The 22,277-nt window shown below is 64.5% G+C and carries 22 protein-coding genes; 9 read left to right on the top strand and 13 right to left on the bottom strand.

Annotation, left to right across the window (positions count from 1 at the left end; genetic code table 11):
• Positions 1-6: 6 nt before the first annotated feature.
• Entirely contained in the window at positions 7-2,217 is a 2,211-nt protein-coding gene (gene purL / locus AC0L21_RS05740; protein ID WP_473259094.1) for a phosphoribosylformylglycinamidine synthase subunit PurL, read from the bottom strand.
• Positions 2,218-2,400: 183 nt separating this feature from the next.
• On the opposite strand from purL, the gene AC0L21_RS05745 reads away from it, so the two are divergent.
• Both AC0L21_RS05745 and AC0L21_RS05750 read left to right on the top strand, forming a co-directional pair.
• Positions 2,401-2,880: a PaaI family thioesterase gene (locus AC0L21_RS05745; RefSeq protein WP_473259096.1), complete on the top strand. Its 480-nt coding sequence runs from the start codon at positions 2,401-2,403 to the stop codon at positions 2,878-2,880.
• Between the two features lie 75 nt (positions 2,881-2,955).
• Positions 2,956-3,912: a DMT family transporter gene (locus tag AC0L21_RS05750; RefSeq protein WP_473259099.1), complete on the top strand. Its 957-nt coding sequence runs from the start codon at positions 2,956-2,958 to the stop codon at positions 3,910-3,912.
• On the opposite strand, the gene AC0L21_RS05755 is transcribed toward AC0L21_RS05750, so the two are convergent.
• Both AC0L21_RS05755 and purQ read right to left on the bottom strand, forming a co-directional pair.
• Positions 3,913-4,887, bottom strand: coding sequence for a tripartite tricarboxylate transporter substrate binding protein BugD (locus tag AC0L21_RS05755; protein ID WP_473259101.1), 975 nt, complete (start codon positions 4,885-4,887; stop codon positions 3,913-3,915).
• On the bottom strand, positions 4,884-5,585 hold the full coding sequence (purQ, locus tag AC0L21_RS05760) for a phosphoribosylformylglycinamidine synthase subunit PurQ (RefSeq protein WP_473259103.1): 702 nt from the start codon (positions 5,583-5,585) through the stop codon (positions 4,884-4,886). Before purQ ends, AC0L21_RS05755 begins: the two co-directional genes overlap by 4 nt.
• A 163-nt stretch (positions 5,586-5,748) precedes the next feature.
• Here purQ and AC0L21_RS05765 point away from each other — a divergent pair, with 163 nt between their 5' ends.
• Positions 5,749-6,765, top strand: a complete 1,017-nt coding sequence (locus AC0L21_RS05765) for a magnesium and cobalt transport protein CorA (RefSeq protein WP_018455523.1) — start codon at positions 5,749-5,751, stop codon at positions 6,763-6,765.
• A 10-nt stretch (positions 6,766-6,775) separates the two neighbouring features.
• Here the strand turns inward: AC0L21_RS05765 and purS are convergent, their stop codons facing one another.
• Both purS and purC read right to left on the bottom strand, forming a co-directional pair.
• On the bottom strand, positions 6,776-7,018 hold the full coding sequence (gene purS, locus AC0L21_RS05770; RefSeq protein ID WP_007602264.1) for a phosphoribosylformylglycinamidine synthase subunit PurS: 243 nt from the start codon (positions 7,016-7,018) through the stop codon (positions 6,776-6,778).
• A 12-nt stretch (positions 7,019-7,030) separates the two neighbouring features.
• The gene (gene purC / locus AC0L21_RS05775) at positions 7,031-7,798 is read right to left on the bottom strand and encodes a phosphoribosylaminoimidazolesuccinocarboxamide synthase (RefSeq protein WP_171944915.1); all 768 of its coding nucleotides are present in this window, start codon (positions 7,796-7,798) and stop codon (positions 7,031-7,033) included.
• A 309-nt stretch (positions 7,799-8,107) separates the two neighbouring features.
• On the opposite strand from purC, the gene AC0L21_RS05780 reads away from it, so the two are divergent.
• Complete coding sequence (locus tag AC0L21_RS05780) at positions 8,108-8,431, top strand: DUF1476 domain-containing protein (protein ID WP_473259107.1); 324 nt, start codon at positions 8,108-8,110, stop codon at positions 8,429-8,431.
• A gap of 55 nt (positions 8,432-8,486) precedes the next feature.
• Here AC0L21_RS05780 and cynS read toward each other — a convergent pair whose 3' ends face one another.
• From cynS to AC0L21_RS05800, 4 genes are all read right to left on the bottom strand, one after another.
• Positions 8,487-8,969 (bottom strand): cyanase, encoded by a 483-nt coding sequence (cynS, locus tag AC0L21_RS05785; protein WP_007612142.1) that lies wholly within the window; start codon positions 8,967-8,969, stop codon positions 8,487-8,489.
• 16 nt (positions 8,970-8,985) lie between these two features.
• A complete protein-coding gene (locus AC0L21_RS05790; protein ID WP_473259110.1) occupies positions 8,986-9,909 on the bottom strand; it encodes an ABC transporter ATP-binding protein in 924 nt (307 codons plus the stop codon).
• 5 nt (positions 9,910-9,914) lie between these two features.
• Entirely contained in the window at positions 9,915-10,757 is an 843-nt protein-coding gene (gene ntrB, locus AC0L21_RS05795) for a nitrate ABC transporter permease (protein ID WP_473259112.1), read from the bottom strand.
• Positions 10,758-10,917: 160 nt separating this feature from the next.
• A complete protein-coding gene (locus AC0L21_RS05800; protein ID WP_473259114.1) occupies positions 10,918-12,297 on the bottom strand; it encodes a CmpA/NrtA family ABC transporter substrate-binding protein in 1,380 nt (459 codons plus the stop codon).
• 160 nt (positions 12,298-12,457) lie between these two features.
• Between AC0L21_RS05800 and AC0L21_RS05805 the strand changes: the two genes are divergently transcribed.
• The gene (locus AC0L21_RS05805) at positions 12,458-14,386 is read left to right on the top strand and encodes a sigma-54 interaction domain-containing protein (RefSeq protein ID WP_473259118.1); all 1,929 of its coding nucleotides are present in this window, start codon (positions 12,458-12,460) and stop codon (positions 14,384-14,386) included.
• Positions 14,387-14,392: 6 nt separating this feature from the next.
• On the opposite strand, the gene AC0L21_RS05810 is transcribed toward AC0L21_RS05805, so the two are convergent.
• From AC0L21_RS05810 to AC0L21_RS05820, 3 genes are read right to left on the bottom strand one after another with little or no spacing between them, the layout of a single operon-like run.
• Positions 14,393-15,271, bottom strand: coding sequence for a sulfurtransferase (locus AC0L21_RS05810; protein WP_473259120.1), 879 nt, complete (start codon positions 15,269-15,271; stop codon positions 14,393-14,395).
• A gap of 46 nt (positions 15,272-15,317) precedes the next feature.
• Positions 15,318-16,430: an acyl-CoA dehydrogenase family protein gene (locus tag AC0L21_RS05815; RefSeq protein ID WP_473259122.1), complete on the bottom strand. Its 1,113-nt coding sequence runs from the start codon at positions 16,428-16,430 to the stop codon at positions 15,318-15,320.
• A gap of 35 nt (positions 16,431-16,465) precedes the next feature.
• Complete coding sequence (locus AC0L21_RS05820) at positions 16,466-17,008, bottom strand: OsmC family protein (RefSeq protein WP_473259125.1); 543 nt, start codon at positions 17,006-17,008, stop codon at positions 16,466-16,468.
• 245 nt (positions 17,009-17,253) lie between these two features.
• On the opposite strand from AC0L21_RS05820, the gene AC0L21_RS05825 reads away from it, so the two are divergent.
• Positions 17,254-17,919: a TetR/AcrR family transcriptional regulator gene (locus AC0L21_RS05825; protein WP_473259128.1), complete on the top strand. Its 666-nt coding sequence runs from the start codon at positions 17,254-17,256 to the stop codon at positions 17,917-17,919.
• A 111-nt stretch (positions 17,920-18,030) separates the two neighbouring features.
• Here AC0L21_RS05825 and AC0L21_RS05830 read toward each other — a convergent pair whose 3' ends face one another.
• Positions 18,031-19,581: a bifunctional AfsR/SARP family transcriptional regulator/alpha/beta hydrolase gene (locus AC0L21_RS05830; RefSeq protein WP_473259130.1), complete on the bottom strand. Its 1,551-nt coding sequence runs from the start codon at positions 19,579-19,581 to the stop codon at positions 18,031-18,033.
• 148 nt (positions 19,582-19,729) lie between these two features.
• On the opposite strand from AC0L21_RS05830, the gene mddA reads away from it, so the two are divergent.
• Genes mddA through AC0L21_RS05845 form a run of 3 tightly spaced genes read left to right on the top strand, consistent with a single transcriptional unit; the run spans position 19,730 to position 22,252 of the window.
• Positions 19,730-20,503, top strand: coding sequence for a methanethiol S-methyltransferase (mddA, locus tag AC0L21_RS05835; protein WP_473259133.1), 774 nt, complete (start codon positions 19,730-19,732; stop codon positions 20,501-20,503).
• On the top strand, positions 20,500-21,477 hold the full coding sequence (locus tag AC0L21_RS05840) for an NADPH:quinone oxidoreductase family protein (protein WP_473259136.1): 978 nt from the start codon (positions 20,500-20,502) through the stop codon (positions 21,475-21,477). Before mddA ends, AC0L21_RS05840 begins: the two co-directional genes overlap by 4 nt.
• A gap of 28 nt (positions 21,478-21,505) precedes the next feature.
• Complete coding sequence (locus AC0L21_RS05845; RefSeq protein WP_473259138.1) at positions 21,506-22,252, top strand: hotdog family protein; 747 nt, start codon at positions 21,506-21,508, stop codon at positions 22,250-22,252.
• Positions 22,253-22,277: the final 25 nt, after the last annotated feature.

Consider the following 22,277-nt stretch of genomic DNA (forward strand, 5'->3'; position numbering starts at 1 on the left):
AGCGCCTTACGCCGCCTTGCCGCCCATATACTCCGGCAGCCAGCGCTCGAACGAGGTTCGCAGCGCCTTGATCGTTACAGGTGCCTCGCCCGCGATCGCGAGGGCGTCGCCGCCGGTGGTGCCGATCCGCACGCAGGGCACCTCGCAGCCGCGCATCTTGGCGAGCACGCGGCCGGCTTCCGTTTCCGGCACGGTAACGAGATAGCGCGCCTGGTCCTCGCCGAACCAATAGGCCTGCGGCACCAGCGCGGTCGGCGCCGCGAGCAGTTTTGCGCCGATGCCGCTCGCCATCGCCATCTCGGCGAGCGCGATCAAAAGGCCACCGTCGGAGAGATCGTGCACGGCGGTCGCGGTGCCCGCATGGATCATGCCGCGCACGCAGTCGCCGTTGCGCTTCTCGGCCGCAAGGTCGACCGGCGGCGGCGCGCCCTCCTCGCGACCGCAGATGTCGCGCAGGTAAACGGACTGGCCGAGCCAGCCATGGGTCTCGCCGATCAGGAGGATCGCCTCGCCCTCGGCCTTGAAGGCAAGCGAGGCCGACTTGGTGAAGTCGTCGAGCAGGCCGACGCCGCCGATCGAGGGCGTCGGCAGGATCGCGCGGCCGTTGGTCTCGTTGTAGAGCGAGACATTGCCGGACACGACCGGGAAGTCGAGCGTGCGGCAGGCTTCCGAGATGCCCTTCAGGCAGCCGACGAACTGGCCCATGATCTCGGGCCGCTCGGGATTGCCGAAATTGAGGTTGTCAGTGATCGCGAGCGGCTTACCGCCGACGGCGGTGATGTTGCGCCAGGCTTCCGCCACCGCCTGCTTGCCCCCTTCAAACGGATCGGCTTCGCAATAGCGCGGCGTCACGTCGACGGTCAGCGCCAGGCCCTTCGGGCCGTCCTGCACCCGCACGACGGCGGCATCGCCGCCCGGACGCTGCATGGTGTTGCCGAGAATGACGTGGTCGTACTGCTCCCAGACCCAGCGCTTGCTGCACATGTCGGGCGTGCCGATCAGCTTTTCGAGCGCGGCACCGAGCCCCATCGGGGCCACCACTTCGCGCGCATGCACGACCGGCAAAGCGGCGGAGGGGACATGCGGGCGGTCATAGAGCGGCGCCTCGTCGCCGAGCTCCTTGATCGGCAAATCGGCCATGACGTCGCCGCCATGCTTGACCACGAAGCGCTTGCTCGGCGTGGTGTAGCCGACCACGGCGAAATCGAGGCCCCACTTCTTGAAGATCGCCTCGGCCTCTTTCTCCTTCTCGGGCTTGAGCACCATGAGCATGCGCTCCTGGCTCTCCGAGAGCATCATCTCGTAGGCGCTCATGCCGATCTCGCGCGTCGGCACCGCATCGAGATCGAGATCGACGCCGAGGTCGCCCTTGGCGCCCATCTCGACCGCCGAACACGTCAGCCCCGCCGCGCCCATGTCCTGGATCGCGATGACGCAGCCCTTCTCCATGATCTCGAGACAAGCCTCTAACAGCAGCTTCTCGGCGAAGGGATCGCCGACCTGCACGGTCGGACGCTTCTCCTCGGACTTGTCGTCGAACTCGGCCGAGGCCATCGAGGCGCCGTGGATGCCGTCGCGGCCGGTCTTGGAGCCGAGATAGACGATCGGCATGTTCACGCCCGAGGCGGCCGCATAGAAGATCTTGTCGGTATCGGCGAGGCCGACCGCCATCGCGTTGACGAGAATGTTGCCGTCATAGCGGGTGTGGAAGCGGACCTGACCACCGACCGTCGGCACGCCGAAGGAATTGCCATAGCCGCCGACCCCGGCGACGACGCCGGAGACAAGATGCCGCGTCCTGGCATGCTCGGGCGAGCCGAAGCTCAGCGCATTGAGGCAGGCGATCGGCCGCGCGCCCATCGTGAAGACGTCGCGCAAGATGCCGCCGACGCCGGTGGTGGCGCCCTGGTACGGCTCGATGTAGCTCGGGTGGTTGTGGCTCTCCATCTTGAAGACCACGGCCTGGCCGTCGCCGATGTCGATCACGCCGGCATTCTCGCCCGGGCCCTGGATCACCCAGGGCGCCTTGGTCGGCAAGCCCTTCAGATGGAGGCGGGAGGACTTGTACGAGCAGTGCTCGTTCCACATCGCCGAGAAGATGCCGAGCTCGGTGAAGGTCGGCTCCCGCCCGATCAGCTTCAGGATGCGCTCATACTCGTCGGGCTTGAGCCCGTGGGCGGCAATCAGCTCGGGGGTGATCTTGGGTTCGTTCTTCATGGAATTTGGGCTTTCGGCAGCAGTTGGCCGTTCTTAGGAACATCGGGCGGCTTGGAAAAGCCCTTTATGGCGCATTTTCCCGCTGTCCCACGTTTTGCGGCCGGGGGCTGCGGGAACAGGAATTGCACAGCGCGGACAGATCGGATTTAAGGGCAAAAGACCCGCAATTGAAGGCCCATTTCCTTGCACGAATTGACCAAAGCGCCGCCGCCTCGCCGCCCCGACCTCCACATCGCCACCGATGGCGAATTCCAGGGCTGGCGAACCTGGATTCGCGACAGTTTTGAGAGCCATATCGGCCCGTTCTGGCACAAGATCGAGGACGACGGCAGCGTCCGCTCGGCGTTCCGGGTCGAGAAAAAGCACCTCAACGGCTCCGGAAACGTCCATGGCGGCTGCTTCATGGCGTTTGCCGACTATTGCCTGTTCGCGATCGCGACTCACGAACTGGATGGGCCGGCCGTGACCACCAATTTCGCCTGCGACTTCCTCGACGCGGCGCGCGAAGGCGAGTTGATCGAATGCGTCGGCGAAGTCTCCCGCGCCGGCGGCTCGCTGATCTTCCTGCGCGGCAAGCTGACATCAGGCGGGCGGCCCCTGTTCACTTTCTCCGGCACGATCAAGCGGGTGAAGCGGAAACCGGCACCGCAGCCAAACGCATAGCTCGCTGCCTTTCCTTTTGGCGCCCCGTCGCCCAGACTTGTATCGAGCGCTGTCGCGCCGGGGAGCAACACCAAGGTGCCGCAGAGCACACCGCCGACGACTCGCGCCACGGCCCCGCAATTGCCGTCCATGCCCGCCGCCGGCGCGCGCAACTGGCGCGACTATGCGCTGCTGGTCGCGCTGGCCTGCTGCTGGAGTTCAACCTATCCGCTGGCCAAGCTCGCGCTGGATACGATCCCGCCCGTGACCTTCATCTCGGCGCGCTCGCTGATCGCGGCCGCCTTCCTGTTCGCGATCCTGTGGATGCGCGGCGTCAGGATCCCGACCGACGCGAAGGCCTGGAAGCTGTTCGCGGTCCAGCAATTGATCAACTCGACCGTTCCGTTCTTGATCATCACCTGGTCGCAGCTCTATGTGCCGGCGTCGAACACGGTGGTGCTGGCCTCGACCACGCCGATCTTCGCCTTCCTGATCACCTCGCTGATCACGCGTCACGAGCCGGCAACGCTGCTGAAGCTGTTGGGTGCGATTCTCGGCCTTGCCGGCACCATCGTCATCGTGGGCTTGGATGCGCTGCGCGGCTTCGGCAGCGAGATTGTGGCGGAGATCGCCATCCTGCTCGCCACCATCTCGTTCGCCTGCGCAACCATCTTCGGGCTGCGGCTGTCCGAATATGATCCCATGGTGGTGGCAGCCGGCTCGCTGCTGTTCGGCGGCCTCGTGCTGCTGCCGCCTTCGCTGATCATCGACCAGCCATGGACGCTGCACCCGACGCCGACCGCGATCATGGCGACCATCGTCATGGGCATCGTCTCCAGCGCCTTGGGGCTGATGCTGTTCTACATGTGCCTCGGCAGGCTCGGCACGCTGACGACGAACGCACAAGGCTATTTACGCATCCCGATCGGCGTCGGCCTCTCCGTAATGCTGCTCGGCGAGAGCGTGCCCTCGAACCTGGCGTTGGGACTGGTGCTGGTCATGGCGGGCGTCGCCGCGATGACGGTGCCGACGGAACGGCTGAAACGGCGCTAGCTATGGCTTGGCGTCGTCCGCCAGCATCTTGCGGTACTTCTCGACGTCGCGCGTCACGAGCTTTTGCAGCACCTCGGGCGTGTGCTCGTCGGCATCGGGGGCCACGGTCGAGAGGTCGGCGAACCGCTTCTTCACCGCGTCGGTTTCGACCGCCGTGCGCGCAGCGGCATTCAGCTTGGCGATGATCGCCGGCGGGGTGCCCTTGGGCGCGAACAGGCCATTCCAGCCCTGCGCTTCGAATTCGGGCAGGCCGGCTTCGGCCGACGTCGGCAGATCCGGCACTGTCGCGAGCCGCACGGTCGAGCCGACCACGAGCCCGCGCGCCAGCTTCTCGTTGATCGACTGCGAGACCGAGGCTGCCGCATCGCAGACGCCGTCGATCTGGCCGCCGATGGCGTCGGTGAGCGCGGGCGCGGCGCCGCGATAGCCGACCAGCGTCGCGTCGATGCCGGCGGCCGTGACGAAGCTCTTGCAGATCAGGTAGTTCGAAGAGCCGACGCCGGCATGGCCGAGATTGATCTTCCCGGGGTTCGCCTTGGCGTAGGCGATGAACTCCTTCAGATCCTTCGCCGGAAAATCCTTGCGCACGGCGATGATGCCGAACGTTTTCGCCACCATGGCAATCGGCACGAAGGAGTCCGGCGTGAACGGCAGTTTGGGATAGATCGTATAGGTCGCGGCGTTGGTGCCGGCATTGCCGATCGCAATGGTGTAGCCGTCAGGCTCGGCGCGGGAGGCGCGCGCCAGTGCGGTCGAGCCGCCGGCGCCGGCGACGTTCTCGATCACGATGGTCTGGCCGAGCGCGATGCCCATCTGCTCGGCAACGGTGCGCGCGATCACGTCGGACGTGCCGCCGGCCGCGAACGGCACGATCATCGTGACAGGACGCTTGGGGAAATCCTGCGCGAACGCGGCCGTCGCGAACGCAACGACGGCGACAGCGGCCGAGAGCCGCTTCAGCACGAACGCAATCACGCGGCTTTTTCCAGATGCGCGGTGAGGCCGGCGAACAGGCCGCGGCCGTCGGTGCAGCCCATGATGTCTTCGACGTGGTTTTCCGGATGCGGCATCATGCCGAGCACGTTGCCCTTGTCGTTGACGATGCCGGCGATGGATTGCGCGGCGCCATTGATGTTGCTGACATCGTCGATCGCGCCGTCGGCCGAGCAATAGCGGTAAAGCACGCGCCCCTCGCCTTCGAGCCGCTTGATGGTCTCCGCGTCCGCCGCATAATTGCCCTCGCCATGCGCGATGGGCACGCGGATCACCTGCCCTGCATTGTAGCCGCGCGTGAACGGCGTGTCGGAGCGCTCGACGCGGAGATGCACGTCGTGGCAGATGAATTTCAGCCGCGCATTGCGCATCAGGACGCCGGGCAAGAGGCCGGATTCGCAGAGGATCTGAAATCCGTTGCAGACGCCGAGCACGAGGCCGCCCTTGGCCGCGTAGTCGCGCACCGCGTCCATCACCGGCGCCCGCGCCGCAATCGCGCCGCAGCGCAGATAATCGCCATAGGAGAAACCGCCGGGCACCACCACGAGGTCGGTGCCATCGGGCAGCGACGTCTCGGCATGCCAGACCATTGTGGGCTCGCTCCCCGAGATCAGCCTCAAGGCACGCGCCATGTCGCGCTCGCGGTTGATTCCGGGAAAGACGAGGATGGCGGCTTTCATGGCAGAGGTTCCGAACGAGGATTGAATGGGCTGGCACGGCTGCCAAATCGGCAGCAGACATAACCATTTGACGGGGATTTTACCAGTGCTAGCCTTGCCCGCGAGCGTTGTGCACAGGCCATAGCCCGCCATTCGGCCGATCGATTCGCCCGGGATTAAAGCCATGAATGTCCCCTCGCTGCCCGCATCCCTCTCCGAGCCGGTGTCCACCGAGGGCGTCATCGCCGCCGGCGCCTATGTCGACGGCCGGCGCGTCGCCAATATCGCCATCAGCGAGGCCTCGAGCTGGCGGGCGAAACCCGGCCACGTGGTCTGGATCGGGCTGCACGAACCCGACATGGCGTTGCTCAGCGCGGTGCAGAAGCAGTTCGACCTGCACGAGCTCGCCATCGAGGACGCCAACCACGCCCATCAGCGACCGAAGATCGAGCAATATGGTGAGGCCCTCTTCATCGTGGCACGGACCGCGCAGCTGATCGAGGGCCGGATCGCCTTCGGCGAGACGCACATCTTCGTCGGCGAAGGCTATCTGGTCTCGGTACGGCACGGCGCTTCGACGTCCTACACGCCGGTGCGCGAACGCTGCGAAAGCTGCCCGCGAGCGCTCGCGCGCGGCGAGGACTACATCCTCTACGCCATCCTCGATTTCATCGTCGATAACTACTCGCCCGTGCTCGAGAGCATTCACGAAGAGGTCGAGAGCATCGAGGATGACGTGCTCTCCAAGGCGATCAGCAAGGCGCAGATCGAACGGCTCTACATGCTGCGCCGCGACCTCTTGCGGCTCCGGACCGCGATCGGCCCTCTGGTCGAGGTCTGCCGCCGGCTCGAGCATGACGAGCTGGCGATGGTGCGCGCGACCATGCAGCCGCTGTTCCGCGACGTCACCGACCACGTCAGGAACATCCAGGAGCGGATCGATTCGATGCGCGAGGTGCTGGCATTCGCCTTCGAAGCAAGCCTGCTGGTCGGCCAGGCCCAGGAGACGGCGGTCTCCAAGAAGCTTGCCTCCTGGCTCGCGATCATCGCGATCCCGACCGCGCTTGCCGGAATCTACGGCATGAACTTCAAGCACATGCCGGAGCTGGACTGGGAGTACGGCTATTACACGCTGCTCGGCGTGATGCTGACGGCGTGCGGCGCGCTGTACTGGCGCTTTCGTCGGGTCGGATGGCTGTGAGCCATCCCGTTCACCCGATCAGCTCGACCCGATAATTCTCGATCACGGTGTTCGCCAAGAGCTTGTCGGCGGCGTCCTTCAACGCCGCCTCCGCCTTCGCCTTGTCGGCGCCGGCGAGCTCGATGTCGAACACCTTGCCCTGGCGGACGCTGGCGACGCCGTCGACGCCGAGCGACTTCAACGCACCCTCGATCGCCTTGCCCTGCGGATCGAGGATGCCCGTTTTCAACGTCACGGTAACACGTGCCTTCACGTCAGATCCCTCTTAGCTCTTCACCAGCACCGGGCCTGAGCCCGCCGGACGCTCGTTCTCCATGAGAATGCCGAGACGCTTGGCGACTTCGGTATAGGCCTCGAGCAGCCCACCGAGATCCCTGCGGAAACGGTCCTTGTCGAGCTTCTCGTTCGACTTGATGTCCCACAGGCGGCAGCTATCCGGCGAGATCTCGTCGGCGACGATGATCCGCATCATGTCGTTCTCGAACAGTCGGCCGCACTCCATCTTGAAGTCGACGAGGCGGATGCCGATGCCGAGGAAGAGACCGGTGAGGAAGTCGTTGACACGGATGGCAAGCGCCATGATGTCGTCGATCTCCTGCGGCGTCGCCCAGCCGAAAGCAGTGATGTGCTCTTCCGACACCATGGGGTCGTTGAGCTGGTCGTTCTTGTAGTAGAACTCGATGATCGAACGGGGCAGCTGCGTGCCCTCCTCGATGCCGAGGCGCTGCGACAGCGAGCCGGCGGCAACGTTCCGCACCACCACTTCCAGCGGCACGATCTCGACTTCGCGAATCAACTGCTCGCGCATGTTGAGGCGGCGGATGAAGTGGGTCGGCACCCCGATGTCGTTGAGGTGCTGAAACAGGTACTCCGAGATCCGGTTGTTGAGGACACCCTTGCCCTCGATCACCTGATGCTTTTTCGCGTTGAACGCGGTGGCGTCATCCTTGAAGTGCTGGATCAGGGTACCGGGCTCCGGACCTTCGTAAAGAACCTTTGCCTTGCCTTCATAAATGCGACGCCGACGGCTCATGGGGATGTACCGTGTTTTGTTGAAATCCATGTATCTGGTGTGCTCCGGTTGACGAGACTACGACCCACAGCGGAGCTGCCGTGAACGGCCCGGAACCCCTAGAAACAGAACGGGAACCCAGCCTGAGGCAACCTATCCGATTGGCTGTCCCAGCACAATCGATCCGGCCGTCCGGCATCAAACTTATACCGTCTTGCCTGCGGCTTAACGGCTCGTTGTTTTGCCGATTCGTGCCCCCTATCTAGGCATGCACCGGGGCTCTCGCAACGAGGGCCAGCCGGGTCCAGTCAGCAGGGAATTGGAAAAGGCATGAGCACGTTGGACAAGCGCGAGGAAGGCTTCGAGAAGAAGTTCGCCCTCGACGAGGAGCAGAAATTCAAGGCGGAAGCCCGCCGCAACCGCCTGCTCGGGCTGTGGGCGGCCGAAAAGCTCGGGATTACCGGCGATGCCGCCACGGCCTATGCCAAGGAGGTGGTCGCGGCCGATTTCGAGGAAGCCGGCGACGCCGACGTCCTGCGCAAGGTCATGGGCGATTTCGCCGCCAAGAACGTCGCCGTCACCGAACACGCGATTCGCGCCAAGATGAACGAGCTGATCGCGGTGGCGGCGGCCGAGGTGAAGGCCGGGAAATAAGGCGAAAGCGTCATTCCGGGGGCACGTCGAGGACGCGCCCCCCGGAGCCAACAAGCTATCCCTCCTTGAACCCGTATTCCGGCACGTTGCCGCTGGCGCCATAATATTTGTACGGCAGGAATTTGCCGCTCATGGTGATCTTGACGCGGTCGCCCTTCGGGTTGGGCAGGCGCTCCATCACCATGTCGAAATCGATCGCCGACATGATGCCGTCGCCGTACTCCTCCTCGATCAGCGCCTTCCAGGCCGGACCGTTGACCATGACCAGCTCGTAGAAACGATAGATCAAGGGATCGGTCGGCGGCATCGGCATGCCGCGCATCGGCGTCTCGTTCAGCATCGTGGTCTCGGCCTTCGTCAGGCCGAAAAGCTCAGCGGCGTTTGCGGCCTGCGGCTTGGTCAATTTCATTTGGCCGAGGATCGCGCCTGTTATCAGCACCTCGGAATAACCGCCGATCTGCTCGCAGATGTATTTCCAGGTCCAGCCCTTCTCGCGCTTGATGTCGAGCAGCTTCTCGGTGAGGTCTTCGCGTTTCATGTCAGGGTCTCCTTTTTCAAGCAGTCAGCCCGGGACTCGTCCCGGGTATCCAGGTCTGTCGTTGCTCGTCGCCACCGGACGCGACGGTCAGTCCGGGCTTGCCGATACGCACCACCGGCACATTGCGCGGATCGTGACCGGGCGTCTCGGCCGCGAAAGTCTTGCTGCGCGTCACCAGGAAATCAACGATGTGGTTGCGCAGCGCGTAGTACAGCGGATGGCGGTGCAAATCGGTGCGGCCGCGATCCCGCGGCAACGGGTTCTCGACCACTTCCGCCAGCACCGCGCCGGGTCCATTGGTCATCAGAAAAATCTTGTCGGCGAGATAGATCGCTTCGTCGACGTCATGGGTGATCATGAACGCGGTCTGCCCGGTCTCCAGACAGATGCGCCGCACCTCGTCCTGCAGCGTGCCGCGCGTCAGCGCGTCGAGTGCCGAGAACGGCTCGTCCATCAGCATCATCTTTGGCGTGATGGAGAGCGCACGCGCGATGCCGACGCGCTGCTTCATGCCGCCGGAAAGCTCGGAAGGTCGCTTGTGTTCCGAACCCGTCAGGCCGACGAGATCGATAAATTTCTGCGCATGCGCCTTCACCTTGGCGCGATCCCAGCTCCGCCATTTCGAGCTCACGGCGTAGGCAACGTTGCCGAGCACGGTGCGCCAGGGCAGCAGCGCATGGCTCTGGAAGATCACGGCGCGATCGAGGCTCGTCCCTGAAATGGCCTGCCCGTCGACGATCACCGCGCCCTCGCTCGGCGCGTCGAGACCGGCAAGGATGTTGAGCACCGTGGTCTTGCCGCAGCCGGAATGGCCGATCACGCAAGCGAACTCGCCGCGCGCCATCGACAGCCACAGATTCTCGAAGACCGCAGTTGTCGCGCCGTCCGCGCCCGGATAGCGCTTTGCGATTGCTTCGATGGAGATGAATTTTTCGGTCAACGGCCCTACTCCGGAAACGTGACCATGCGCGTGAAGCGCGCGAGGATCTGGTCGAGCAGCATGCCGACGATCCCGATCAGCAGGATCGCGATGATGACGTTGGTGATCGACAAATTATTCCACTCGTTCCACACGAAATAGCCGATGCCGGTGCCGCCGACGAGCATTTCGGCCGCGACGATCACGAGCCAGGCGATCCCGATCGAGATGCGCATGCCGGTCAAAATCGTCGGCGCCGCTGCCGGGAGGATCACGGTGAAGGCGCGCCTGATCGTTCCGACCTCAAGCGTTCGCGCGACGTTGATCCATTCCTTGCGTACGCTCGCGACCCCGAACACGGTGTTGAGCAGCATCGGCCAGATCGAGCAGATGAAGATGACGAAGATCGCCGAGATCGAGGAATCCTTGATGGTGTAGAGCGCGAGCGGCATCCACGCCAGTGGCGAGATCGGCTTCAGCACCTGGATGAAGGGATCGAGCGCCTGGCTTAGCAGCGGCGACATGCCGATCAGGAAGCCGAGCGGGATGGCGACGAGCACGGCAAGCAGATAGCCGGTGCCGACGCGCGCGATGGAATAACCGAGCTGGATGCCGAGCCCCTTGTCGTTCGGCCCGTTGTCGTAGAACGGCCGCTTCAAATGCTCCCAGAGCTTTGCGCCGACATCGAACGGCCCGGGCATGGCGGATTTGCCCTGCGTCGCGGTCAGGCCCATCAGCTTGGCGTATTCCGCGCTCATCGTGGCCACCGGTGCCGTCGAGCGCACGGCGAGATGCCAGACGCCGAGGAACGCGACGAGCAGCACGATCGATACCAGGCCGGCGCGGAGACGGAGGGAGGCGGTGGTCATCGCGCAAAACCTCTCCACGCGTCGTCCCGGCGAAGGCCGGGACCCATAACCACCGAGCTGGCTTGTTGTGCGGGATATCCGCCCGCGCGGCCCATCGCGAGAGCACGGCGTATGGGTCCCGGCCTTCGCCGGGACGACGGCGTTGAGAAAGCGCGGCCGCTCACGACGCCTTCCTGATCTTGAAGCCCGCCAGATAATCCTCCGGCTTGGCCGGATCGAAACTCTTGCCCATCACCGCGAACGATTTGTAGCTGCCGGCTGGCGGCGCCAGGCCCATCTCGGTCATCAGCTTCCTGGTGTCGGTGGCGAGATAGACCTGCTCGGCGATCGCCTTGTAGTCGACGTCGCCTTTGATCTGGCCCCAGCGCTTCATCTGCGTCAGCATCCACACCGCGAAGGACTGCCAGGGGAACGGATCGAAATCGACGCGCTTTTCATCCGTCTTCACGCCGCCGAGGCCGTCGGCATAGGTGCCGGTCAAGACCTGCTCCAGCACCGTGACCGGCGCGTTGATGTAGTTCGCCGGCGCGATGGCTTCCGCGATCTGCTTGCGATTCTCCGCCTTCGACGCATAGGCGGTGGCATCGACGATCGCGCGGGTTAGCGCTGCAAAGCTGTTCGGCGCCGTGGTGATGAACTCGCGGCTGGCGGCGAAGCTGCAGCAGGGATGGCCGTCCCAGATTTCCTTGGACAAAAGATGCATGAAGCCGACGCCGTCATAGATCGCGCGCTGGCAGATGTTGTCGGGCGCGAGGAAGCCGTCGATGTTGTCGGCGCGCAGGTTTGCCACCATTTCCGGCGGCGGTACCGAACGCAGTTGCACGTCGGTGTCGGGGTCGATGCCGTGTTCGGCGAGATAGTAGCGCAGCAGATAATTGTGCATGGAATAGTCGAAGGGAATGGCGAACTTCATGCCCTTCCAGTCTTTCGGGTCGCGCTTGTCCTTGTGCTTGCTCGCCAGCACGATGCCCTGCCCGTTGATGTTCTCGATCGCCGGCACGGCAAAAGGAATCGCGTTGGCACCCAAGCCCAGCGAGATCGCGAGCGGCATCGGCGCCAGCATGTGCGCGGCGTCGTATTCCTTGTTGATGGTCTTGTCGCGGATCACGGCCCAGCCGGCGGTCTTGACCACGTCGACGTTGAGGCCGTGCTTGGCATAGAAGCCCAGCGGCGCCGCCATGATGATCGGCGTCGCGCAGGTGATCGGGATGAAGCCGACCTTGAGGTCCTTCTTTTCCGGCGTGCCGGCTTGTGCAAAGACTTCGGTGGCGGTCTGAAGCGGGAAGAACTGCGACAGCGCGGCCAGCGCGGTGGAGGCCCCGACCGACTTCAGGAATGCGCGCCGCGCAACGTCCTGCGGAAACATCGCGCGCATCACGGCAGAGGCGACCACGCCCTCGTAGCGTTTCTCCTCGCTCTCGACGGGATCACAGCGCAACGCGGTGGCCTGCTCATGCTCCGCCGCGGATTGATGCTGACCACAGGCACAGCCGGCTCGCAGGTTGCGATTGGGATCAAACGGATTGTCGAAAATGGACATCGGACCTCCTGCGCGTCATTTGCGAGGAGAATTACGCAAGGAGCATGCCACCATCCTCAGGCCGGCCAGTGCCTTGATGACGCAGCAATTTCGCTCGCACTTGGTCATTACGAAAATTCGTGATAAACGATATTTCGTAGCTGAATGACGAGATTTCGTAATGGCAACGACGCCAATCCTCGCCCACGACGATGTGGCCCCGACCATCGATCCGCGCGTCGCGGCCTTTGAATCCTCGGTCGAAGCGACGCTGCTGGTCGATCCCTTCGGCGACCAGATCGTCGATGCCAATCCCGCCGCCTGCGCCCTGCTCGGCTACGACCGCGCGCTGCTGCGCCAGACCAGGGCGAGCACGCTGCATGCCGGTGAGCTTCCGGCGCTGACCGTGTTCACCCAGGCCGTGCTGCACAAGGGCGCCTACTGGACCACGGCGCTCAACCCGCGCCATGCCACCGGGCAAAATCTCCGGCTCGAATATGCGGGAAGCGTCCTGCCCCATGACGGGCGCACGCTGGTTCAGCTCACCCTGACCGATCTCGAAGCGCGCCGCCGCCGCAATGTCGATGCCGCCGCCGAAGACCACATGCGCAGCGGCATCTCGACCTGGCAGCGGGTCGAGCGCGTGTTCCAGGACATCGAGCGCGAGAACCAGCTGATCCTGCGCGCCGCCGGCGAGGGCATTTACGGCGTCAACGCGGAAGGAAAGACCACCTTCGTGAACCCCGCCGCCGAGCGGATGCTGGGCTGGACGGCCGAGGAGCTGGTCGGCAAGGAAATCCATCCCATCATGCACCACACCCACCATGACGGGCGGCACTATCACAACCACGATTGCCCGATCTACGCGGCGTTCCGCGACGGCGCCGTGCACCAGGTCGACGGCGAGGTGTTCTGGCGCAAGGACGGCTCGCCGGCCTGGGTCGAATACACCTCCACGCCGATCCGCGACCGTGGCGTGGTGGTCGGCGCCGTCGTGGTGTTTCGCGACGTCAGCCAGCGCCGCGAGGCGGACGAGAAGCTGCACGCCGCGCTCGCCGAGGTCGACCGCCTGCGCGAACGGCTCGAGCTCGAAAACGCCTACCTCCAGGAAGAAATCCGCATCGAGACCAATCCGCGCGGCATCATCGGCGGCAGCGAGGCGATCCAGAAGACACTGCGCCAGGTCAAGCTGGTGGCGCCGACCAGCGCGGCGGTGATGATCACCGGAGAATCCGGCACCGGCAAGGAGCTGATCGCACGCGCCATCCACGAGGATTCCACCCGCAGCGACCGGCCGCTGATCCGCGTCAACTGCGCCGCGATCCCGCGCGAATTGTTCGAGAGCGAGTTCTTCGGCCATGTCCGCGGCGCCTTCACCGGCGCCACGCGCGACCGCATCGGCCGGTTCGAGCTCGCCGATGGCGGCACGCTGTTCCTCGACGAGGTCGGCGAGATTCCACTCGAATTGCAAGGCAAGCTGCTGCGCGTGTTGCAGGAGGGCAATTTCGAGCGCGTCGGCCAGGAGCGCACCCGCGCGGTCGATGTCCGCGTCATCGCCGCGACCAACCGCGACCTCAAGCAGGAGGTGCAGCGCGGCCGTTTTCGCGAGGACCTTTATTTCCGCCTCAACGTGTTCCCGATCGAGACGGTGCCCCTGCGCGAACGGCGCGAGGACATTGCGCTGCTCGCCCAGCATTTCCTCACCCGCGAGAGCAAGGCGCTGAAATCGAATCTGCGCCTGTCGGAAGGCGATGCGCGTCGGCTGACCCGCTATGACTGGCCGGGCAATGTCCGCGAACTACAGAACGTGATCGAGCGCGCTGCGATCCTGTCGCAGAACGGCCGTTTGCGGATCGATCTGCCCGACTCCTCCGGCACGCAGGCCCCAGCCGGCGCCGCGCGGCAGAAGGCTGACGCACGGCCCGTTGTGATGACGTCATCCGAAATGCGCGACCACGAGCGCGCCAACATCCTGGCCGCGCTCGAGGGCTGCGCCGGAAAAGTGTTCGGCCCCGGTGGCGCGGCCGAGATGCTGGATATCAAGCCGACCACGCTGGCCTCGCGGATCAAGGCGCTGGGAATCGCGCCCCGTCCGCGGGCCGGCGGCTAGCAGCGATCACGCCGCCTTGATCGTGACCTCCGATGCGATCGGCAATCCCTGCTCGATCGGCAGTGACGGATCGCGCGACCATTCGTTCCAGGAGCCGAAATACATCCGCACGTCCTTCACGCCGGCGTTCTTGAGCGCCAGGAACGTGTTCGAGGCGCGCGCCCCCTTGAAGCAATAGAGGTAGACCGGTGTGGACGGCGAGATGCCGACAGTGGCGCATTCCGCCAAAATCTCGTCCTTGGACTTGAAGCGCGGTCCCTCGGCGGTCGGCTTCATCATGCGGTACCATTCCAGCCACACCGCGCCGGGGATGCGGCCCTTGCGCGGGCAGAAATCCTTCCCGTAGGGAGACGAGCTGTCGCCGATCCATTCGTCGACGTCGCGCACGTCGAGAATGGCGACGCCGGGCTTGCCGACTGCGCCAAGCATGGTCTTGGCGTCGATCAGGATATCGCCCGCTTCAGGCACGATTCCGAACGACGCCTTCGCCGGCGCCGGCACATCCTTCGTGACCGGAAGACCCGCGGCCGCCCAGGCATCGAAGCCGCCATGCAGCACCTTGATCTTGGGATAGCCGAGCATGGTGAGCAGGTAATAGCCGCGGCAGGACTGGCCGAAGCCGGAGTTCATCGACTGCTCGTAGATCACGGCCGTCTCCTTGCCGGACAGGCCCGCGTCGCCAAAGGCGTCGGCGAATTTTGTCTTCAGCTCGCTCATGCCTTCCGGCGTCGATGTCGCAAGAAACGTGAATATCTCATGCACGTTCACGGCGTTGGGCAGGTGCCCGGCGCCATAGGCGTCGGGGTTGCGGGTGTCGATCACGACACAGGGCTCGGTCTTCAAGAGATCGGCAAGTTCGCTGGCAGAGATCAGAACGTCCGTCATTGGCAGCCTCTCCGTTGAGGTTGGATGGTGGGTGGGCTCGTAGAACTCAGGAATCGGCGAGCATCTTGCGCAGCTGCTTGGTGGCAGGCGTGACGATCGCGACGAAATAGGCCTCGCGCAGGCGGCGCTGCGCGCGGTGGGACTTGAGGTAGCCGCGCGCGCCACAATGCAGCATCGCCGCATGCGCCGCCGCGACGCTGGCCTCGCCGGCACGAAGCCTGAGCGCGATCACCTTGCGCCAATAGGTCTCCTCTTCATTGTAGGGATCGCGCGCCAGCGTCATGGTCTCGGTCTCGAGTTCGGCGGCGAGATCGCGGAAATGCACCGGCTGTTGCGGCAAATAGCGGTTGATGTGGCCGAGGGGATTGTCGACCTCGTCCATGATGTTGATGCAGTCCTTGATGAGCCCGAGCGCCATGCCGGCCTGCAGCAGGATGAACCCGGCGCGGATCTTCTTCACGAAGGGGCCGGCGGGATCGGCCAGGATCAGCTCGTCCGGCACGAAGGCGTCGCGGAATTGCACGCCGTAAGTGCCGGTGCCGTCCATGGCGAGAAACGGCTTGCATGGCGCCAGCGAGATCGCGGGGTCCGAACAGTCCGCGAGGAACATGACAGTGCCCGGCTCGTCCTCGCGTTCGAAGATGGTGCCGAAATAATGGTCGGGGCCGAGATTGGAGACCCACGGCAGCGCGCCGCGCACGATGTAGCCGCCTTCGACCTTGCGCCCTTTCAGCTTCAGCTTCTCGATGCCGAAAAAGCTCTTCATCGGATTGGAGAGCCCGGTGCCGCCGAGCACGCGACCGGTCGAGAACCCATCGCCGAAGCGCTTGGCCAGCTTCATGTTGGTGGAGTTGGCGGCGTACCAGACCAGCGTGTTTTGGCACCACGCCATAAAGGCGGTGCTGCCGCAGACCTCGCCGATCGCCGCCATCGCGTGGATCGCACAGCGCAGATCGGCAGGCCCTTCGTGCGGCACGTGACTGCCCCAGGCGCCGACGTCGCCGAATTGGCGCAACACCGCGGCAGGATACATCGTGCCGGCATCGATGCCGGCGGCGAGCGGCGCGAGCTGCTCCCGCGCAATTCGCGCCACCTCGCCTGCAATGGACGGTGCGGGCTGATCCAAAACCTCGGTCCGTGATAAAGCCAGTGAACCCATGATCGTCTCCCGCACCTTGTCCTGTTGCCGTCAGCTCAGATGCCGACCTCGAGATTGACCGGGCGGGTGAAGGTGTTGGCGACGGGCGACCATTGCTTGACATGGGCGACCAGCGCATTGATCTCGTCCGGCGAGATCCCCTCACATTCCATGTCGACCTTAACGCGCACGTCGGTGAAGCCGACCGGCTTGTCGGAGACATCGCCGGTGCCCCAGACCGCGGTGATGTTGAGATCGCCCTCGAGTTCGAGCTCGAGCTTGTTGACGATCCAGCCGCGATGCACGGCGTTGGCGTGCAGGCCGACGGCAAGGCAGGAGCCGAGCGCGGCGAGCGAGGCCTCGGACGGATTCGGCGCAGTGTCGTCACCCAAAAGGCCCGGCGGCTCGTCGACGATGTAGGGCGGCAGACTGCGGATGTAGTTGGCGTGACGGAATTTTCCTTCCGCGACCGTCTTGCACTTCAAGGTCTTGATGACCTTCGGATTGGCCTTGCCGTTGGCGATCAGTTGCTCGAGGCCATTCTTGTTGATGGGCGCGAGGCAACCCGTCAGCACTGTCTTTTGAACGACGGCAGTCATCATCTTCTCCCTGGCAGAAGTGGAAATCGGTAGGATACCGAACGGTCTGTTTCCTTGCATGGAGCGTGCCAGAGCCGGACAAAATCAAAAGGCGAAGCATTGGAGCCGCTTAGCGAACGCTGCCTGCGGATTGATCAGCGGCCGTCTGCTCAAAGGCGATGCAGACGGGCTTTCCCGTGCGAATCTTTTCAGCGCGAACAGATGCGGCTTGCTGATGCGGCGCGGCTGCGGGTAAGTTTGGACTCATGGCCAAGCCCTCACTGAACAAGACGTCAAGGAAGAAGTCTCATTCGCCGCACGGCGGCACCAGCGAGGACGAGTCCGCGCGCGGGCGCCTGCTCAACGCCGCCACGCATCTGTTCTGCAAGAACGGCATCAACGCCACCGGCATCGACGCGATCATCGCGGAAGCCGGCACCGCGAAGACCACGCTCTATAAATTGTTCGGCTCCAAGACCAATCTCGTCAACGCGGTGCTGGAGAGCGAAGGCAAGCAGTGGCGCGAATGGTTCATCGGGGCCATGGAAGAAGGCGGCGGCGACGCGCAAGCCAAACTCACGCGCATCTTCCCGGCCCTCAAGAGCTGGTTTGCGGAAGAGCGCTTCTACGGATGCCCCTTCATCAACGCCGTCGGAGAGCACGACAAGGACGCCAAGCAGTTCCGCAACATTGCGATGAAGCACAAGAAGATCGTGCTCGGCCACATCGAGAAGCTCGTCGGCGAGCTCGGATCGAACGAGCCCGTCGTGCTCGCACATCAGCTCGGCCTGTTGATCGACGGCGCGATCGTCGCCGCGATGGTGTCGCGCGATCCGGGCGTGGCGGATACGGCAGCGCTGACGGCAGGTCCCCTGCTCAGCCAGTCCAAGGCAAAGAAGAAGCGCGCGGCGGATCAACTCGAGGCGGTGTAGGTCGCCGACCTCGTAGATCTCGTAGGGTGGGCAAAGGCGCAAAGCGCCGTGCCCACCAAACTCCCTCGGCCTTATTGATAGAGATGGTGGGCACGCTTCGCTTTGCCCACCCTACGAATTGCGTCCCCGCAGATCAGCGGTAAACCGCCTGATCGCCGCCAGCACCGGTCCCTGATCACCTGCAAAGAACCAGTGATCATTGCCGTCGAGCTCGACGAATTGCGCACCTTCGATCCGGCTCGCCACATCGCGGCCGGCCGCAATCCGTACGGCCTTGTCGTCCCGACGATGCAGCACCAGTGTCGGCATGGCAATCCGCGGCAAAAGCTGCCGCACGTCGGCGTCGCGAAACGCCTCGAGCACCGCCGAGATGCCGCCGGGACTGGAGGCCGCGCGTAATAGCCCGGCCCACCAGGCGCGAGCCTGGGGATCGCCGGCAAGGCTGGGCGCGAAGGTTTCAATCTCCACCGGACCTCCCCATTGCGCAATGAGGCGCTTGCTCCAGGCGTCGTACTGGCTGGCGCGCAACGCGTGCGGATAGTCCGGCGACCAGCAGCCCTTGGCCAATGCACCGAACAGGATGAGTCCGGCCACGAGACGCGGTTCATCGACCGCAAATTTGATGCAGGCTGGCCCGCACTCGGATGCGCCGAACAGCACGACGCGGCGCGAGCCGGTCGCGCAGAGCACCGTGCCGATATCCTGCGCGGTGACGTCGATGCCGGGCGCAGATCCAACCCGGTCGGACAACCCGATGCCGCGACGATCGAACACGATCAGGCGCCCAAGCTTCATCAGTGAGGCCAGAAACGTCCGGCTCGCGGGATGCTCCCAGGCGCGTTCCACATGCGACACGAAGCCGGGCATGACCAGGATATCGAGCGGACCGCTGCCATAGGTCTGATACGCCAGATGCACACCGGCGCCCTTGACATAGCGCGTCGCTGGAACGTCGGCTGCCGCCGCAGGACTCATTAGCGCCTCGGTATCCGCTTCGGGCGTAACACCGAGTTCGTCACGCAGCCGCTGCGTCAGCGCGGCGTGGTGCCGCTCTGCCGCGCTGCGGTCACCCGCCAGCAGCAGGCTGCGGATCAGATGCCGGCCGTAGACCTCGCTCAAAGGATCGAGCTCGACCAGACGGGTCGCATGCGTGGCCGCGGAAAAGTAGTCGCCGGCGGCGGTTTTGTCCTGCACCAGGCGCTCCAGCGCGTGCATCAGCCGTCCCCGCAGCGCCTCGCGGCGAAAGAACGCCCAATCGTCGAATTCCGGACAATCCTCCGGCGAGAAGCCTGCGAGGAAATCTCCCCGATAAATCCGGCAGGCCTCGTCAAAGTCACCGCGATCGCAGGCGCTCTCGAACAGATGTGCATCGACGCTCAAGGCGACTGCCGGAGACCATCGCAGACTGGTCCGATCGGTCTCGAACACCTGCTGACCGAGCGTCAGCTCGATGCGGTGAAGCAGCCGCCGCAATCGCGCAAGCCCAGTCTCGCGGTCAGTTTCAGGCCACAGCAGCGTGGCCACGATTTCGCGGGCCACGGCGCTCTTGGCCTCCGCGAGATAGACCAGCAGCGCGAGTCCCTTGCGTAGGGCCAATTTGATCGGGTGGCCGTCGGCGTGGACCTCAGGGAACCCGAACGTCCCCAGCGAGAAAGCCGTCATGAAAGTCCTCCCTCCCCTCGCGGCGCCCCCGGGGGACGCACAGGGGACGGTCCAGCAATAGCAATCGGGGCAGATCGAGCCTGCTCGCCGGCGAGCCATTCAGACTCCTGCATGCGGCACGGCTGCATCAGGCACAATAGGAAAAAACATGATCTCGCGCCTCCTGATCCTGCTCTACGCCATCGTGAGCTACGTCATCTTCACGGTCTCCTTTCTCTATGCGCTCGGTTTCGTCGGCAATTATGTCGTGCCCAAATCGATAGATATGTCGATTGATAAGTCGATCGACATGCCGATCGGCGTCGGCAGCCCGACGGACCTGAGCGTGGCCATCGTCGTCAACCTGCTGCTGATGAGCCTGTTTGCAATCCAGCACAGCGTCATGGCGCGGCCGGCTTTCAAACGATGGTCGGCCAAATTCCTTCCCCTCGCCTGCCAGCGCAGCACCTACGTGCTGCTCTCCAGCCTGATTCTGCTGCTGCTGTTCTGGCAGTGGCGCCCGATTCCGACGCCGGTCTGGCAAACGAGCGGGATAGCGGCCTGGTTGCTGATCGGCGTGCATTGGCTTGGCTGGGTGATCGCGTTCGCCTCGACCCACATGATCGATCATTTCGATCTGTTCGGCCTCCGCCAGGCCTTCATCGCGTTCCGCGGGAGCGAGATACCAGGTCAATCGTTCAGGACGCCGCTGCTCTACAAGCTCGTGCGCCATCCCATCATGCTCGGTTTTCTGCTCGCGTTCTGGGCCACGCCCGAGATGACCGTTGGCCACCTTCTGTTTGCGCTCGCCAACACCGCCTACATCCTGGCCGCACTTCAGTTCGAGGAGCGCGACCTGATCGCCGAGTTCGGCGCGACCTACCAGGACTATCGCCGACGCGTTCCCATGCTGCTGCCGCGTCTTTTCGGAGCGCCCCGATGAAAGCGATTCTATGCAGCTCGTTCACCGGACCTGGCGATTTGCGCCTCGGCGAGATCGACGAGCCGAAACCGGCCGGCGACGAGGTTCTGATCGAAGTCCATGCGGCTTCGGTCAGTTTCATGGACCAGTTGGTGGTCTCGGGCCTCTACCAGATGCGGCCGCCGACGCCCTTCGTGCCCGGCACGGAAGCATCCGGTGTCGTCGTCGCAATCGGTGACGAGGTCACGGCATTCCGGCCGGGCGACCGCGTGGCGTGCACCGCCTGGACCGGCGGCTACGCCGAACGGATGATAGCGAAGGACTCGAAGTGCGTGCGTCTGCCTGAAAGCGTCGCGTTCGAAGCCGCGGCGACGGTCCTGCACAATTACGGCACGGCCTATTATGCGCTGGTCGAGCGCGCCGGGGCGCAGCGCGGCGAAACGCTGTTCGTCACCGGCGCTGCTGGCGGAGTTGGCCTTGCCGTGGTCGATCTCGGCCGCCATCTGGGCCTGCGCGTCGTCGCCGGTATCGGCTCCGACGACAAGGCGGCCTTGGTGGAGAGTTATGGCGCTAGCGAAATCGTCAACTATCGCAGCGAAGATCTGCGCGGCCGGATCAAGGCGATCACCGGCGGCGAAGGCATCGACATCGGCTTCGACAATGTCGGTGGCGCGATATTCGAGCAGATGGCCCGCTCGATGAAGTGGGGCGGACGGCTGATGCCGATCGGCTTCACCAGCGGCGAGATTCCCCAGCTCCCGATGAACCTGCCGCTGTTGAAGAACTATTCCATCCTCGGCATCTTCGTCGGCGCCTGGGCGGAGAAATTTTCCGCGGAAGCCGCGCGTATGAACGCCACGCTGATGCAATTGCTGGCCGGCGGAAAAATCCGCCCGCACATTGATCGCGTCCTCCCTTTGGAGGAGGCCGGCGAAGCCATGCGTGCCGTGGCCAACCGAACGGTTCAGGGGCGAATTGTCCTCAAGATCAGGTAAAGTGCACGGGGAAAAGAGAACAAAACCGATGACACAGATCATCATCGACAAACGCTTTTGCGGTCCTCCGAACTCCGGCAACGGCGGCTATGTCTGCGGCCGGTTGGCCCGCCACATTCCCGGCGCCGCGGAGATCACGCTGCGCGCACCGCCGCCGCTGGACACGCCGCTCGATGCGGTCGCGACGAACGACGGTACATGGGAGCTTCGCGACGGCGGCAAGATCGTCGCGACCGGGCGGCCGGCAAGCGTCGAGCTTGCGCGCGTGGAAACAGCCAGCGTCGAGGAGGCGTGCGCGGCCGAATTGTTGACGCCGGTGAAGCCGCACGAGCATCCGCTGCCGACATGTTTCGTCTGCGGTCCCGCGAGGGCGAAGAGAGACGGCCTGCGCATTTTTGCCGGCTCGCTCCGTGGTCACAACGCCGTTCTCGCAGCGAGCTGGACGCCCGATCCAAATCTCGCCGCCGAAGACGGTCTCGTCGCCCCCGAATTCCTCTGGTCCGCGCTCGATTGTCCCACCGGCTTTGCCTGCAATTGCGATCAGCAGACCGGCAGCTTCGACCGGACGCCGCTGCTGCTGGGCCGCATGTCGGTTCGGATCGAAGCCCGCCCGCGTGCCGGCGACCGCTGCGTCATCACGGCCTGGCCCACGGGCCGCGACGGCCGCAAACGCACCGCCGAAGCAGCCGCGCACGATGAAGCCGGGAGGTTGCTGGCGGTCGCGAAGGCGACGTGGATCGCGGTCGACCGCGACGTGCAGCGCGGGCGTGGATGACGGTCTCGTAGGTGGGCAAAGGCGC

The sequence above is a fragment of the Bradyrhizobium sp. WSM4873 genome, assembly GCF_055811355.1.